Source organism: Shewanella sp. 4_MG-2023, from assembly GCF_030548015.1.
In the GTDB taxonomy this organism is placed as follows: Bacteria; Pseudomonadota; Gammaproteobacteria; order Enterobacterales; family Shewanellaceae; genus Shewanella.
Genome location: NZ_JAUORL010000014.1, coordinates 96,067 through 113,291, shown reverse-complemented (window position 1 = coordinate 113,291; position 17,225 = coordinate 96,067). Strand labels below are relative to the sequence as shown.

General features: G+C 41.7%; 8 protein-coding genes and 1 tRNA gene. 6 read left to right on the top strand and 3 right to left on the bottom strand.

Features of this window, described 5'->3' with window-relative positions:
- Positions 1-2: 2 nt before the first annotated feature.
- Positions 3-75 (bottom strand) — tRNA-Asn (locus Q4546_RS10010).
- 1,424 nt (positions 76-1,499) lie between these two features.
- Between Q4546_RS10010 and uvrB the strand changes: the two genes are divergently transcribed.
- Positions 1,500-3,539, top strand: coding sequence for an excinuclease ABC subunit UvrB (gene uvrB / locus Q4546_RS10005; RefSeq protein WP_102438163.1), 2,040 nt, complete (start codon positions 1,500-1,502; stop codon positions 3,537-3,539).
- Positions 3,540-3,706: 167 nt separating this feature from the next.
- On the opposite strand, the gene asnS is transcribed toward uvrB, so the two are convergent.
- Complete coding sequence (asnS, locus tag Q4546_RS10000) at positions 3,707-5,107, bottom strand: asparagine--tRNA ligase (protein WP_102438161.1); 1,401 nt, start codon at positions 5,105-5,107, stop codon at positions 3,707-3,709.
- A 538-nt stretch (positions 5,108-5,645) separates the two neighbouring features.
- Positions 5,646-6,239 carry a CoA pyrophosphatase gene (locus tag Q4546_RS09995; RefSeq protein WP_303446202.1) on the bottom strand — a complete coding sequence of 198 codons (594 nt, stop codon included), beginning with the start codon at positions 6,237-6,239 and terminating at the stop codon, positions 5,646-5,648.
- Between the two features lie 403 nt (positions 6,240-6,642).
- Here Q4546_RS09995 and malQ point away from each other — a divergent pair, with 403 nt between their 5' ends.
- Genes malQ through glgC form a run of 5 tightly spaced genes read left to right on the top strand, consistent with a single transcriptional unit; the run spans position 6,643 to position 17,071 of the window.
- A complete protein-coding gene (gene malQ / locus Q4546_RS09990; RefSeq protein WP_303446201.1) occupies positions 6,643-8,829 on the top strand; it encodes a 4-alpha-glucanotransferase in 2,187 nt (728 codons plus the stop codon).
- A 54-nt stretch (positions 8,830-8,883) separates the two neighbouring features.
- Entirely contained in the window at positions 8,884-11,121 is a 2,238-nt protein-coding gene (glgB, locus tag Q4546_RS09985) for a 1,4-alpha-glucan branching protein GlgB (protein ID WP_303446200.1), read from the top strand.
- 2 nt (positions 11,122-11,123) lie between these two features.
- Positions 11,124-13,253 (top strand): glycogen debranching protein GlgX, encoded by a 2,130-nt coding sequence (gene glgX, locus Q4546_RS09980; RefSeq protein ID WP_102438153.1) that lies wholly within the window; start codon positions 11,124-11,126, stop codon positions 13,251-13,253.
- On the top strand, positions 13,240-15,753 hold the full coding sequence (locus Q4546_RS09975) for a glycogen/starch/alpha-glucan phosphorylase (RefSeq protein WP_303446199.1): 2,514 nt from the start codon (positions 13,240-13,242) through the stop codon (positions 15,751-15,753). Before glgX ends, Q4546_RS09975 begins: the two co-directional genes overlap by 14 nt.
- A gap of 55 nt (positions 15,754-15,808) precedes the next feature.
- Positions 15,809-17,071, top strand: coding sequence for a glucose-1-phosphate adenylyltransferase (gene glgC / locus Q4546_RS09970; protein WP_303446198.1), 1,263 nt, complete (start codon positions 15,809-15,811; stop codon positions 17,069-17,071).
- Positions 17,072-17,225: the final 154 nt, after the last annotated feature.

The following is a 17,225-nucleotide window of genomic DNA, read 5'->3' as shown; positions in this document are numbered from 1 at the left end:
GGCTCCCCGGACTGGACTCGAACCAGTGACATACGGATTAACAGTCCGCCGTTCTACCAACTGAACTACAGGGGAATCGTCTTTAGCAATGTATTGCTGAGAACGGAGCGCATAGTAAAACGCCCTGATCAATCCGTCAACTCGAGATATAAAAAAAAGTGAAAAATTGATGTTAACTGCTCACCTAATACACATTGAGGCTTATAAATGGCCGTTATGGGTGTTTTTTAGTTAACTTATTTTTTGATTAAAACAGCTTTTAGAAATAAATGCTTGGTATTTCTAAAGCTTATATTTTCATATCGGCGCTAAAACAAGCTGATTTAAATGTTCAATACGCTTAATGTCACTTTTAGATTACTTTTTAGTGCTCAAGTGAATCTGCAAATAAGCCTGCCTGGTCAATTTAAGCTTTATGTTCATTACCACTTGTCGCAACTAAAGGACAGTTAAACGCTTCTATATTAGCTAAGTTCAAGCAAGCTGAGTAAAATAAAGACGTATCCCACTGCTTGGTCAAGCGGCTAATATAAGATGCTCGCTGTACATTTATAGGGCGACTTGAGTTATAGCGTTTGCTGGCTTGATATCTCTAGTCATAACTGCCATCAAATTGATCCATCAGCTAGCGCTATTCGTAACGCTATTAATTGGATTTAAAATTGATTGAAGCTTTGCTTATGTCACAACGCAGGTATCAGCGCTTATTCACCATTCTTAACAACACCGAATAGGGAATACCAATAAAGGTTGCGCAGCAGTTTGTTTCACTCTTGGCAGAATAGTTAAAAATGGAGTAAGTATACTAGTAGTAATGGGTGATATGCAGCTTGAGTGTACTGAGCTAACGTCTTAATTAAAGTAAGTCAGGATATAGACTCAAGCAGGTATTTTAAGCTAAATGCTTGATGTTAATCACATGCTATTTAATTTGCTAAAACCTAATAATCGAAACAGTGCAATTGTTATGTAAATTTTTTCTAGTTCGTAAGTCTAACTTTCAAATGTAATTTTATTTCATGATAGTTTTTTTACGATTTTATTAAACCGCACCTATTGCAATAGCCCATCAGTATTGGGTTAGAGTGACTTATCCACTAAATCTGTGGATAAGCCTGTGTGTTACTCTTGAAATATGCCCTCAAGCCCTTATAAACATTGGTAGTGACTTAAAATCTACCAATATTCAGCATGAATAAAATTCTGTTTAATTTCAGAGTGATAAGAAATGCAATGCTTTTATTCTGATGAATGTTGTTTAGCGAGCCTTAATGTAAACAAGCTTAAGTTAATGTTGTGTATTAAATGGTGCATTCATGAAGGGATTTAGGCACTTTGTTCACCTAATGCAGCCTAAAACTCCGTTTGTAGCAATATTTCATATTTCTAAGCTTGAAATGTAATAAATTACTGCTAAGTGTTGTTTTCTATAAATCTCATTCGCAAAGATGGATGGCTTCAGTATAAAATGCACCTTCAACAAAGAAGGATATATCCTAGTGTCAGAATCGGTTTTTAATCTTGTATCAGACTATACACCTGCTGGTGATCAGCCCACGGCAATCAAGCAATTAGTTGATGGCTTAGATGCAGGCGTGGCTAAGCAGACCTTATTAGGGGTTACGGGCTCTGGTAAAACCTTTACGGTAGCCAATATTATTCAAACCTTAGGACGCCCAACGATTATCATGGCGCCAAACAAAACCCTTGCAGCGCAGTTATACGGCGAAATGAAAGAGTTTTTTCCTAATAATGCCGTAGAGTATTTTGTTTCTTATTATGATTATTATCAGCCAGAAGCCTATGTTCCGGCGTCAAATACCTTTATTGAAAAAGATGCCTCGGTCAATGCGCATATTGAACAAATGCGGCTATCTGCAACCAAAGCCTTATTAGAACGCAAAGACGTGGTGCTGATAGCCTCAGTGTCGGCAATTTATGGTTTAGGTGACCCCGAACTTTATATGAAAATGCTATTGCATCTTCGTCAGGGTGATCTGATGGGACAAAGAGACATCATTACCCGCTTAGGTGAATTGCAATACACTCGCAATGATATTGATTTACAGCGTGGTACTTTCAGGGTTCGCGGTGAAGTGATTGATGTCTTTCCTGCTGAATCAGAGCGTGATGCAATACGAATTGAATTATTTGATGATGAAATTGAGCAGCTCAGTGAATTTGATCCATTAACAGGGCAGGTTACTAAGCGCTTAGCAAGAACCACAGTCTATCCTAAAAGTCACTATGTCACTCCTCGTGAAACGATTATCGAAGCAACGGAACATATTAAGGAAGAGTTAAGAGAACGCCGTCAGGAGCTTTTGGATAACAATAAGCTAATAGAAGCGCAGCGGATCTCCGAACGGGTGCAATACGATATTGAAATGATGGTCGAACTGGGTTATTGCTCTGGTATTGAAAACTATTCACGCTATCTATCAGGTCGTACAGAAGGCGATGGGCCGCCTACCTTATTAGATTATCTACCAGCAAATGGCCTGCTGATTATCGATGAATCACACGTTACTGTGCCACAAATTGGCGCTATGTATAAAGGTGATAGAAGTCGTAAAACAACCCTAGTTGAATATGGCTTTAGACTACCGTCAGCGTTAGATAACCGGCCGCTTAAGTTTGAAGAGTTTGAGCAATTAATGCCTCAAACCATTTTTGTCTCTGCCACGCCCAGTGATTATGAGTTTGAACAAAGTGATGGCGAAATTGCAGAGCAGGTGGTTAGGCCGACAGGTTTATTAGACCCTGAATTAGAAGTGCGCCCTGTGGCGATACAAGTAGATGATTTGTTATCTGAAATTCCAAAGCGTGTCGCGGCCAATGAAAGGGTTTTAGTCACAACCTTAACCAAACGGATGTCAGAAGATCTTACAGAATACCTCGATGAACATGGGGTGAAAGTACGCTATTTACATTCAGACATCGATACCGTTGAGCGAGTCGAAGTTATTCGTGACTTAAGGCTTGGCGTTTTCGATGTATTGGTGGGGATTAACTTACTTCGTGAAGGACTCGATATGCCTGAGGTGTCTTTAGTGTGTATTCTTGATGCTGACAAAGAAGGCTTTTTGCGCTCTGAGCGCTCTTTAATCCAAACCATTGGCCGCGCTGCACGTAATGTTAACGGTAAAGTGATCTTATATGCTGACAAAATTACCAACTCTATGGCAAAAGCCATGGAAGAAACCGAACGTCGCCGCACCAAACAACATGAGCATAACCTGAAATTAGGCCAAGTACCTAAAGGGGTAGTTAAGAAAATCACCGATGTGATGGACTTAGGCGATCCTCACCGTGGTAACAGTAAACATCAATATACCGCCTTCGGTAAAGTTGCAGAGAAATCGCCTGAATATGGCGATAAAAACACTAAGGTGCTAAGTGTTGCAGAGTTAGCCAAGCAGATTGATGTACTTGAAAAGCAGATGCATCAACATGCGCGAGACCTTGAATTTGAACAAGCTGCAGCCTTAAGAGATGAAGTAAAACAATTGCGAGATAAAATCATTATTAACAGTTAACGATTAAAATATCAGTTCTTAAAAAACCTATTAAGTAATGGCTTAAAGTGATAATTACTTTGCTGAGAGCCTTTTTTATTGAATGAAATTCAAAGGTATTTTGCCATATTTAAGCCATAAAAAAACGCGCTAATTAAGCGCGTTTTTATTGAGTGAGCCAGTTAGATTTAGAAGTTGGCTGACTTAGGTGAACGTGGGAATGGGATCACGTCTCGGATATTGCTTACGCCAGTAACATAAGATACTAGACGCTCAAAGCCTAAACCAAAACCTGCGTGTGGCACAGTGCCATAACGACGTAGATCACGGTACCACCAGTAATCTTCTTGGTCTAAGTTCATCTCAGCAAGACGAGCATCAAGAACGTCTAAACGTTCTTCACGTTGTGCGCCGCCAATAATTTCACCAATACCTGGTGCTAATACGTCCATTGCTGCTACAGTTTTACCGTCATCATTAAGACGCATGTAGAATGCTTTGATGTCTTTAGGGTAGTTTTTAACAACAACAGGCGCTTTAAAATGCTCTTCAGCAAGGTAGCGTTCATGCTCTGAATGTAAGTCGATACCCCATTCAACATCAAACTCAAACTTCTTATCACAAGCTTTAAGAATCTCAATGGCATCAGTGTAATCGATTTGGGCGAAGTCACTGGTCACGAATGCTTCTAAACGCTCAATGGCAGTTTTCTCTACTCGTTGAGCAAAGAATTCTAAATCATCACGACGTTCTTCAAGAACGGCTCTGAAACAGAATTTCAGCATGTCTTCAGCAAGTTTGGCCGCATCATCTAAATCAGCAAAAGCCACTTCAGGTTCAACCATCCAAAATTCAGCTAAATGACGGCTAGTATTTGAGTTTTCAGCGCGGAAAGTCGGGCCAAAGGTATACACTTTTGATAATGCACAAGCGTAAGTTTCAGCATTTAACTGACCTGATACGGTTAAGAATGATTCTTTACCGAAAAAGTCTTCGCTGTAATCAACCGTGCCTTGATCGTTACGGGGTAGATTTTCTAAATCTAACGTCGAAACGCGGAACATTTCACCCGCGCCTTCAGTATCAGAAGCAGTGATAAGTGGTGTAGAAACCCAGATATAACCTTGTTCATTGTAAAAGCGATGGATAGCTTGAGATAAACAGTTACGAACACGGGCCACTGCGCCAATAATGTTAGTGCGTGGGCGAAGATGAGCTAATTCGCGTAAATGCTCAATTGAGTGACGCTTAGCAGCCATAGGGTAAGTATCAGGGTCTTCAACTAAACCTGCAACTTCAACCTTGGTTACTTGCATTTCAAATGCTTGGCCTTTACCCGGAGATTCAACAACTTCACCAGTCATGATCACAGAGCAACCAGCAGTAAGCTTTAGCACTTCATTGGTATAATTTTCTAAATTATTCGGTACAACACCTTGAATAGGATCAAAACATGAACCGTCATAAACGGCTAGAAATGAAATACCAGCTTTAGAATCGCGGCGTGAGCGAACCCAACCACGTACCGTAACTTGCGAACCGATCGCAAAGTCACCTTTAAATACAGAAGCGACAGATGTAATGCTCATTGTTGCTTAGTTCTCCAATGAATCAATGATATAAATAGGGGCTTTATATTACCTTGAAATGGGCTTTTCACAAGGGTAAAAGCCGCTTGCAGGCAGATATTTTCACAAGTTTTAACAAACCCAGCAGAATCTGCTTAAAAATATTGCGGCAATATTACTTTTTTATCTGAAAATTCAGTTATAAGCGTATGACAAAGTGATGTATTTAAAACCTGCCAAACTTAACTAGCGGTGATATGTAGATGACCAAGGCTAATACAAGTCTTACTTAGGCTGCTATCAGTGGCTGGCGCTTAGCCGTTTTCCAGTTTGGGGATTTTAGTGAGACTTATGCTAATAGAAGCCGCTGTTATAGCGATTTAAATTATAGCTAGTTCCAATATAGCGAGCTCAAAAGGATTGAGAACCGATTATTCTGAGAGCCTGCTTTAACTGTAACACTTGAATATGTCACAGGTAGCGGGTTTGTAATTCGCTAGCTTATTTGAATGGTTGGTATCATCTCGTTTGTAGTGAAACTAAACTTAAGTATCTTTTATTAACCATTAAAAACGTTAGCTGAATTGTTTAAATGACAACAGAGTAAATTAATGATTGCCGCTGTTACTCCCCAAATGAATTTACCTTGATAGGGCATATAATGGACATCATAAAAGCTGCCATGACGTTGATACTGAATACTGTGTCGATTTTTAGGGTTTAAAAAGTGTTTAAGTGGCACCCAAAAAGCCTCGGCGACTTCTCCTGGATCTAGCGCTATCTCAAAAGGTTGTTTAACAATGCCGATAACTGGGGTTATTTCAAATCCGGTAAAGGTTGTATGGGGCGGAAATGTACCGATCACATCAACATTTTCAGGTAATAAGGTAATCTCTTCTTCAGCCTCTCTAAGGGCAGTAAAAATCATACTGCTATCTTGTTTATCTACTTTACCGCCAGGGAAACTAAATTGACCTGGGTGGGCGCGTAAATGTAATGCTCTTTTGGTTAGCAACAGTTGAAGCTCGCCATCTACTTCGAGTAAGGGCACTAATACCGCGGCTTTTCTAGAGCGAAGCTCTTTTGGTGGGGAAACAATATGGTTTGTTAATGTTTGCAATGAAAAGTGAATATTGAACTGCGTAGTATTCATCAAACGTCCCAGATAATCATATTGGTTTTATAAAAATAAAATGGCGCAAGTCTTCCCTTTAAATTAGCACAATAACCGTAAGTTTGACGGTTTTAAGCTGTTTATAAGGAAAGTTTTATGGCTGTTATTTACTTTTTAGGCCCTGCAGTAAAATTGGGTTTGGTTTTTTTGCACGTTTGCTGTGCGTTAATGCACCAAAGTGATTGTTTTTAATTACGCTTTTAATTTCGTTTTAAACAAGTTTGTAAATTTAATTTACAATCAGTTGGTTTTAAGATCTTGAAATTTAATCTTTTTATTCTGTAACCTGATTGAAATTAAACTGTCGTTAAACTGTGATGTTGTGCTGGCATGGTAACTGCTGGGTTATTAATCAGTTAAGACATTCGCGAGGGCGACAAATATGGGACTAGGGAAGTTACTGTATTTGCAAGGCGTAGGCGCTGAGTTTATAGATTGCTTTGGCAACAATGTACAGATCCAGCCTCTAGATAGAAATGGAATTTTACAATCCATGTGTGTTAATGATGCATCAACTAAAGGTGCATCAACGAGTGACACGCTAAATAATATTGCTGCTAATCGTTCTTTTGTTAGCTCGACTTTAAGCGATGAATTTATTCAGCAACGGATTTTTGAATTAGATGCCGCGCCATGGTTACAGCCTCTGCATGGGTTTCAATGGAGCTATGTGGATGACCCTATTGTTGAGTTTCATTTACCTGAGCATTTTACTGGCAGCATAAAAGTTGAGATTGAAATTGAACATGGTGATAAATTTCATTTTCCAATCAGCCTCGGCCAAATGCGGGTTGTGGGTGATTATGGCATTGATGGTATCAGTTATCTTAAATATCAGTATCAATTAAATGATGACATTAATGCCCCGCTAGGCCTTGGTTACCACGGTATCAGTGCCACTGTTGAATCTGCAAGCTCCAGTGAAACATATACCGGTCAATTAATGATTGCGCCGCGCAGCGCCTATGTTCATGCTGACAGTAAAACAGCCAAATGGGGGCTTAGCACCCAACTTTATAGCCTTACTAGCCAAAGCCAGTGGGGGATTGGTGACTTTAATGATTTACAAAAGCTCATCGAGTTAGCTGCTGCCAAAGGCGCAGATTTTATTTTACTAAACCCATTACACGCTCTGGATTTACCAGAAAGTGCCAGCCCTTATAGCCCATCAGATAGACGTCGACTTAATCCGTTATACATTCACATCGAGTCAGTGGCTGAATACGCTGCCATTGAAGGGGTTATAACTTCTAAGCTTTGGCGAAATAAACAATATCAATTAGCTCAGTCTAGATTGCTTGATTACTGCGAGATACATGAAACTAAATTTTCTATTTATCAAATGCTGTTTAACGCGTTTATTAAAGAGCATAAAAACAACCACAGTAAACGCTATCTAGACTTTGCCTGTTTTAAGCAACAGCAGGGTGAAGGTTTAAGCCAATATGTCACCCACCAGCAACAGCGAAATTCGTGTTTTACAGATGCAGAATTTCTGTGTTATTTACAATTTATCGCTTATGAGCAATTACTTCAGTGTCAGGCAAAAGCCAAAACTGCAGGCATGTCCTTAGGGCTAATTCGTGATATGGCAGTCGGTGCCTCGCCTACGGGGGCTGAAGTCTGTGCAAATATCGATAATTTTTGTATCAATGCCAATATTGGTGCACCGCCAGATCCTTTTGCCCCTCAAGGGCAAAACTGGGGTTTAACGCCATTTGACCCTATCAAATTAGCCCAGCATAAATTTGAGCATTTCATTGATTTGATCCGCTCGAATATGGTGTCTTGTGGCGGTTTACGAATCGATCATGTCATGGGCTTATTACGCTTATGGTGGTGGCCTAAGCAGGAAGGTTTAGGCAATGGGGCATATGTGTATTACCCATTGGATACTTTATTAGCCATTTTGTGCCTAGAAAGTCAGCGAGCCCAATGTGTGTTAATTGGCGAAGACCTTGGCATAGTGCCGCCAGAAATTGTCGCCAACCTAGCTAAAGCAAAAATATTTTCAAACGAACTATTTTACTTTGCTAAACATCATGACGGCTTTATGAACCCCGCCTTTTATAAGTCTCACAGTTTGATGATGCTAGCAAACCATGATGTGCCGACATTAACGGCGTGGTGGACTGCGGCAGATATTGAATTACGGCATCAGTTAAATCTGTATGACAACGAGCAACAACTTGATGAGGCGAAATCGCTAAGGCTGATAGAGAAACAACAACTACTGGATTTACTTAGTCAGCATCATCTTATCAAAGCCAATATTGTGATGGGTGAAGTTGATTTTGAGCAATTAATGCTTGCTTGGCTCCAGTTATCGGCATCGGGTAATTCAGCCCTATATAGCATTCAAATTGACGATCTGATCGATGAAGTCAAACCGATAAACATTCCCGGTACTTGGAAACAATACCCCAATTGGTGTCGACGCTTAAGTCGCACTTTAGAACAAATTTCAGCAGATTCAACAGTCAATAACAGGCTCGATGCCATCAATAAAACCAGACGTAGCAAATATATAGATGACAGCGGCAAGCCTGAATGGGCTGTTTACGGCTAATGCGAATAACGAACAGCGTAATCATTAATTCAAACATTTATGGAGCAATGCAAAATGACTAATAATGCCCCTTATTTTAATCATGGAACCGATACCGCATTACTGAGTGGTAATTTTACTGATGTATTTTCATTACTGGGTATGCATAAAGCCGACAATGGCAAATCTTTGATCGTTAGATGCTTCGTCAAAGGTGCAATAGAAGTTGAAGTGATCAGTCTAAAAGATGGTAAAAAAGTCGCTTCATTAACCCAAGTTGATGAGCAGGGTTTATTTGCTGGCACTATGGGACGACGGGTTAAGCCATTTTTATATAGCTTAAAAGTGACTTATCCAATGAGTATTGAAACCATAATCGATCCCTACCAGTTTGGCAGCTTGCTGGATGATGATGACATCTACTTATTTGCTGAAGGAAAGCAGCAAAAAAGCTACCAATTTCTAGGTGCGAACTGGAAGACTATCGCAGGTGTAGAAGGTGTTCATTTTTGTGTCTGGGCGCCGAATGCTCAAAAAGTTGCCGTAGTAGGTGATTTTAATCATTGGGATGGCAGAGCCCATATCATGCGCTTTCATCCTAGTAATGGCATTTGGGAAATATTTATTCCCAATGCTGATGCAGGCCAATTTTATAAATTTAGTGTCACTACACAAGATGGCGCTTTAACTGAAAAAGCCGACCCTTATGCGATTCAAATGCAAGCAGCGCCGGGTAATTCATCGGTTGTTCCACACAAAACTGATTATAAATGGCAAGACAAAAAATGGCTTAAGCAGCGCGCAAAACAGCAACTACATCAATTGCCTATGTCTGTTTATGAAGTTCATCTCGCTTCATGGAAGCGTAAAGGTGAGTGGGGCGATAGTTACCTCAGTTATCAAGACTTAGCTGATGAATTGATTCCATATCTTAAAGAAATGGGCTTTACCCACCTGCAACTGATGCCAATCAGTGAATACCCATTTGATGGCTCTTGGGGTTATCAACCTGTTGGTTTATATGCAGCAACTTACCGCTTTGGTGATCCCGTTGGCTTAAAAGCCTTTATAGATGAATGTCATCAACATGATATTGGAGTTTTATTAGATTGGGTGCCGGCTCATTTCCCTAAAGACCCTCATGGACTGGCTAAGTTTGACGGCAGTTGTTTGTATGAACATCAAGATCCACGTCAAGGGGAGCATCCTGACTGGGACACTTTAATATTTAATTACGGCCGCGGCGAAGTACAAAGCTTTTTACTCAGTAATGCCTGTTATTGGCTTGAAGAGTTTCACTTCGATGGGCTAAGGCTAGATGCCGTGTCTTCCATGCTATATCTCGATTACAGCCGAGAATCTGGTCAATGGCTGCCTAATGAGTATGGCGGACGCGAAAACATTCAAGCCATTGAGTTTTTGAAACTACTCAATGAGCGCATCTATGCCGCCTACCCAGGTGTCACTATGGTGGCAGAAGAATCAACCGCTTGGGGCGGAGTGACAGACACCACTGAAAATGGTGGCTTAGGCTTTGGCTTTAAGTGGAATATGGGCTGGATGAATGACTGCTTGAGTTACCTTAGTCGCGATCCCATTTACCGTAAACATCACCACCATGAAATGACCTTTAGCTTAGTGTATGCCTATACCGAGCAATTTATTTTGTCCTTAAGTCACGATGAAGTGGTGCACGGTAAAGGCTCCTTACTGCATAAAATTCCCGGTGATGATTGGCAAAAGTTTGCCACCTTAAGAAGCTTTTTAGGCTTTATGTGGGGCCATCCAGGTAAAAAACTGCTGTTTATGGGCACAGAGTTTGCCCAACGTGATGAGTGGAATCATAACCAAAGCCTAGATTGGCATTTACTGCAATACGCGCCGCACCAAGGCATGCAAGATTGGGTTAGAGATCTCAATAGCTTATACAGTGAAAGCCCAGCCTTATATGAACTGGACCATCAGCCATCAGGTTTTCAATGGCTGGATTGTGATAATGGTGATGCCAGTATCTTTAGTTTTATTCGCTATGCCAAAGACAGTGGGCAGCATTTAATATTTGTGGTCAATATGACCCCGCAAGTGCATTACGACTTTAGAGTCGGTTTACCTTCTGAAAATGATTATATCGAAGTGCTTAACAGTGATAGCCCGTGTTATGGCGGTAGCGCGGTAAGCAAAGACACCATTATTAATACCGATGTTGACTGGCAAGGGATGGCACGTAGTGGTCTGGTGACTGTACCGCCATTGGCGACGATTGTGCTCAGTGTTAAGGCCGCCCACACCAGTTTAGAATCTGAAGAGGATTAACTATGGAATCGGTTAACCCTTTGCTTACAGGAAAGCCTTACCCCTTGGGCGCCAGCGTTGATGATAATGGCGTGAACTTTGCGCTATTTTCAGCTAACGCCACCCAAGTGGTGCTATGTCTTTTTGACGAGTTTGGGCTTAACGAACAACAATTTCCGTTAACCCAAAAAACCAGACAAATTTGGCATGGTTACTTGCCACAAGCGAAAGCGGGTACCTTATATGGTTATCGGGTTTATGGACCCTATCAACCCTTACTTGGGCACCGCTTTAATCATCATAAACTATTGCTAGACCCTTACGCCAAGCAGCTGTTTGGTGAACTTGAAGCTAACGATGCAACTTATGGCTATCAAATTGATAGCCCTGATTCTGATTTATCTTTTTGCAGCAAAGATAACGCCAAATACATGCCCAAATGCTGTGTAGTAGATGACAGAGCACTAAGAAACAGACCGGTTAAAAGGCTTAATATTCCTTTAGAGCAAACCATCATTTATGAAACCCATGTGAAAGGTTTTAGTGTGTTAAATCCTGAAGTAAATGATGATATTAAAGGCACTTATGCTGGCCTTGCAGCCCCCAGCAGTATCCAATATTTAACCCAGTTAGGGGTTAACTGTGTTGAACTACTGCCAGTGCAAAGCTTTTTCAATGAGCCATTTTTAATCGAAAAGAACCTCAGTAATTACTGGGGCTACAACAGCATTGGATTTTTTGCACCCAACGCAGCTTATATGAGTGGCGAGAGTATTACTGAGTTTCGTGACATGGTTGATAGCCTGCACGATGCGGGTATCGAAGTGATCTTAGATGTGGTTTATAACCATACCGCAGAAGGCAGTCGTTTGGGGCCCACCTTAAGCTTTCGCGGCATCGACAACGCCAACTATTATCGATTGGTGTCTAACGAACAGCGTTTGTATATCAATGATACCGGTTGTGGTAACACCTTTAATTCCAACCATCCGCAAGTGTTGCAATTGATTATGGACTCATTGCGATATTGGGTTGAAGTCATGGGAGTCGATGGTTTTAGATTTGATTTAGCCAGTTGCTTAGGCCGTGAAACCTATGGTTTTGATCCAGGATGCGGTTTTTTTGATGCCTTAGCGCAAGATCCCGTGCTGTGTCAGGTGAAACTGATTGCAGAGCCTTGGGATATTGGCCCTGGGGGTTATCAGCTGGGTAATTATCCTATTGCCTTTAGTGAATGGAACGATCGCTACCGAGATACTATGCGCCGTTTTTGGCGCGGCGATCATGGCATGCTCCCTGAATTTGCCAGACGCTTTCATGGTTCAGATGATTTTTTTGAACACCATGGTCGCAGTCCGTCGGCGAGTATCAATTTCATTACCAGTCATGATGGTTACACCTTAAAAGACTTAGTCAGTTTTAACCAACGGCATAACTTGGCCAATGGTGAAGGAAACCGTGACGGCCATCATGAAAACCTTAGTGCCAATTACGGCGAAGAAGGCGAAACCAGCAAAGTTGTGATTAACCAAACTCGTCAACGTCAGCAACGAAACTTTCTTGCCACGCTATTGCTGTCTCAAGGGGTACCCATGATCTTGTGTGGTGACGAGATGGGTCACAGTCAGCAAGGCAATAACAATGCTTATTGTCAAGACAATAAGATTAGCTGGATAGACTGGCAAACTATTGATTGGTCATTAGTTGAATTTACCTCGCAATTAATTAACTTACGTCAGCGCTTCCCGATTTTATGTCATAAAGACTTTATTCATGTACCTGATAATAAACGTGATAGTGGCTTTGTTTGGTATGGGCGTGATGGCGAACCTATGTCCAAACGCCAATGGAGTGAACAAAGCTGTCGCAGTTTGGCGGTGGTGATAACTTCCGGTGAATTGGCGCAACAACCCCACGCACTATTACTGGTACTCAATGCTGATGTTGAAAATCAATCATTTACCTTACCGAGTTTAAATTGTTACGGCCCTTGGCAATGCTTGCTGTCAACCCAAAACCTTAATAACGACAATTTAGCGCAAAGTGAATTGATTAAAGAAAGTAAGGCAGTACTTCAAAGTCGAAGCCTGATGTTATTTCATGCCAATTTTCAACTAGTTCAAGATAAGGAATTAATCGATGACAGTCACTAAAAGGAAAACCCGCGAGAAAAAAACGGCCACAAAAGCGGCTAAATCGACACTCAAAAATGAGCCAATAAGTAATGACCATCTAGATTGCGATCCTTGTGACAGTTTAGATGCCACCTTTAAGCGACAACTTCAAGGGGTGTTAAGCCGTGATGAAAATGCCACCAATGATATGTATGGCGCGTTAGCGTCAGCGGTTAAAGCAAATTTACTGCAACAATGGCGAGAAACACGCTTAAAAGACAACCAATATCAGCAAAAACAAGTGGCTTATTTATCGCTGGAGTTTTTGATGGGCCGTACCTTGGGTAATGCTTTACTCAGTTTAGATTTAACAACAGAGACTCGTGAGGCGCTAAATAGCTACGCAGTAGATTTAGAAACCTTACAAGAAGCCGAGCTTGATGCTGGGTTAGGCAACGGCGGTTTAGGCCGCTTAGCCGCGTGCTTTTTAGATAGTTGCGCCAGTTTAGACCTTGCGGTTGTTGGTTATGGTATTCGCTATGAATACGGCATGTTTAAGCAAAAAGTGGTTGATGGATATCAAATAGAGCAACCGGATCGCTGGTTAAGAGAAGGCAATCCATGGGAAGTGAGATTAGCCAATCACACCATTAGTGTGCCATTTTTTGGCCATACTGAATCCTATGTCGATCTACAAGGTCATCGTCATTATGTGTGGATTGATACTCAAGATGTCAACGCAGTGCCACACGATATGCCAGTACCCGGCTATAAAAACGGTCGGATTAATACGTTAAGGCTGTGGAAAGCTGAAGCCACTGATGATTTTGATTTAGCAGAATTTAATGATGGTGATTATACCGAGGCCGTGGCCCGTAAAAATATGGCCGAGCAAATTACCATGGTGCTGTACCCCAATGACGCCAGTGAAAATGGTAAAGAGCTGCGTTTAAGGCAGCAGTATTTTTTATCTTCGGCCAGTTTACAGGACATTTTACTGCGCTATGTGGCGGTTCATGGCAGCGATTTTAGTCGCTTTAGTGAGCTTAATGCCATGCAACTTAATGATACTCACCCCAGTATTTCAGTACCTGAATTAATGCGTTTGCTCATGGATACCTATGGCTTGGATTGGGATCAAGCATGGGATATTACCTCAAGCAGCGTGGCATACACTAATCACACCTTGCTACCAGAAGCGCTAGAGCGCTGGCCTGTGCGCATGCTAAAGCACATGTTGCCACGCATTTTGGACATTATTTATGAAATTAATGCCCGTTACCTCGAAGCCGTTGCTCACCATTGGCCAGGTGATAATGACAAATTAGCGGCGATGTCGATTATCGAAGAAGGCCACGAACCCCATGTGAGAATGGCATACCTTGCAATTGTGGCTAGCTTTTCGGTTAATGGCGTCGCAGGTCTGCATACCCAATTATTAAAGTCTGGTTTGTTTAATGATTTTTATCAGCTATGGCCACACAAATTCAATAATAAAACCAACGGTGTGACGCCAAGGCGCTGGCTGGCCCATTGTAATCCGCGCTTGGCACAGCTAATTACTCGCCGTTTAGGTGATAGTTGGGTGACCGATTTAACCCAGCTAACAGCCCTTAATGCCTTTACCGATGACCAAGCCTTTTTGAAGCAGTGGCAGACCGTCAAATTTGATAACAAGGTAGATTTAGCCAAATTAGTGGCAGCTGAGTGTGAGGTTGAGTTTGACCCTAAGATGATGTTTGACGTACAGGTTAAGCGCATTCATGAATACAAACGCCAGTTACTGAATATATTGCATGTTATTCATTTATATCAACGCATTGTGGCGGGTGATACCCAAGGGATGCAGCCCCGTTGTGTGCTGATTGGCGGCAAAGCGGCGCCTGGTTATGCCATGGCCAAGCAAATCATCAAACTCGCCAATAATGTGGCCCATATGGTGAACTCAGATCCTGTGGTAACGCCATATTTACGTTTTGCTTTTTTGCCAAACTATAACGTCAGCGCCATGGAAAAAATTTGCCCGGCCACAGATTTATCTGAGCAAATCTCCACTGCTGGTAAAGAAGCATCGGGCACCGGCAATATGAAATTTATGATGAATGGCGCTCTCACCATAGGCACCCTCGATGGTGCAAACGTTGAAATGCTTGAAGAAGTGGGTGATGACAACTTCTTCTTATTTGGTCTTAATGCTGACGAGGTTAGTCAGCTTAAATCTCACTACAACCCCCATCAATATATTCAACAGTCACCCGCACTCAAACATGTGTTAGAGATGCTTAAAAGTGGCCATTTCAATTTAGTGGAACCGGGTATTTTTGACAGCATTATTGCTGCCATTGAAGACCCATATGATCAATGGATGATCGCCGCCGATTTTGATGCATATCGCGTAGCACAAGAAAACGTCGCTGCTGCCTATGCCAATCAAGAACACTGGACTCAAATGAGTATTAGAAATACTGCATCCAGCGGACGTTTTTCTAGTGACAACACTATTAGTGCGTATCGTGACGACATTTGGTTTGCCAAATAATCACGCCATTATATTTTCAGCAAGTTGCTGAGTTTAAAGTTAGGAGTCTTAATATATGTCAAATGCTCGTTATATTAGTAATCTTACCCGTGATACCTATGCATTAATTCTAGCTGGTGGTCGAGGCTCTCGCTTACATGAGTTAACCGATTGGCGTGCTAAACCGGCGTTATATTTCGGAGGTAAGTTCCGCATTATCGATTTTCCATTATCAAACTGCATTAACTCAGGGATCCGCCGTGTTGGGGTAGTCACCCAATACAAATCTCACTCGTTAATTCGCCATGTTAGCCGTGGTTGGGGCCACTTTAAGAAAGAGCTGGGCGAGTCAGTGGAAATCTTGCCAGCATCACAGCAAACCTCAGGCAACTGGTATGAAGGCACTGCTGATGCGGTATTTCAAAATATCGATATTATTCGTCATGAGTTACCTAAATACGTGATGGTGTTATCTGGGGACCACGTTTATCGCATGGATTATGCCGGTTTACTGGCCGCTCATGCGGAATCTGGCGCGGATATGACAGTGTGCTGTTTAGAAACGCCCATTCCTGAAGCGGCTAATGCGTTTGGGGTAATGGAAGTGGATGAAGATATGCGAGTGGTCGGCTTTGAAGAAAAACCTGCCGTGCCTAAATCTATCCCAGGTAATGAAGAGTTTTGTTTAGCATCGATGGGCAACTATGTGTTTAACACTAAGTTTTTATTCGATCAGTTAAAGAAAGATGCCAATAACGAAAACTCAGACCGAGATTTTGGTAAAGATATTATTCCGTCTATTATCGAGCACGCCAATATATTTGCTTTTCCGTTCACCAGTGCTGTACCTGATGAGCCAGCATACTGGCGTGATGTGGGCACCTTGGATTCATTTTTTCAAGCCAATATGGAGTTACTGTCACCCACACCAGCACTGAATTTATATGATGCTAAGTGGCCAATTTGGACTTATCAGGAGCAACTTCCACCCGCTAAATTTGTTTTCGATGATGATGATCGCCGTGGTATGGCGGTAGATTCAATCGTTTCTGGTGGTTGTATTATTTCAGGTGCTAAGGTCAAGCGTAGTGTGCTGTTTGATGAAGTGCGGGTGTGTTCATACTCCTTTGTCAAAGACTCGGTGTTGTTACCTGATGTGGTAGTACTTAAAAATTGCCGCATTCAAAATGCCATTATTGATCGCGGTTGTATCATTCCTGAAGGTATGGAAATTGGCTTTAATCGCGCTCAAGATATCGCCCGTGGCTTTAGAGTCTCAGAAAAGGGTGTGACCTTGGTGACAAGAAAAATGCTCGGTTTAGCAGTGGGATACGAGTAATTGATTTAGTCGACTTATTCAATTTAGTCGGCTTTTCAATTTAGTCGGCTTTTCAATTTAGTTGAGCTGCAGGTTTACCCTTTGGTTAAACTTGGCGGCTCAGCATTTTACATCATGTAACACCGAATAAAAAACCTAATAGCATTTAAAAGGT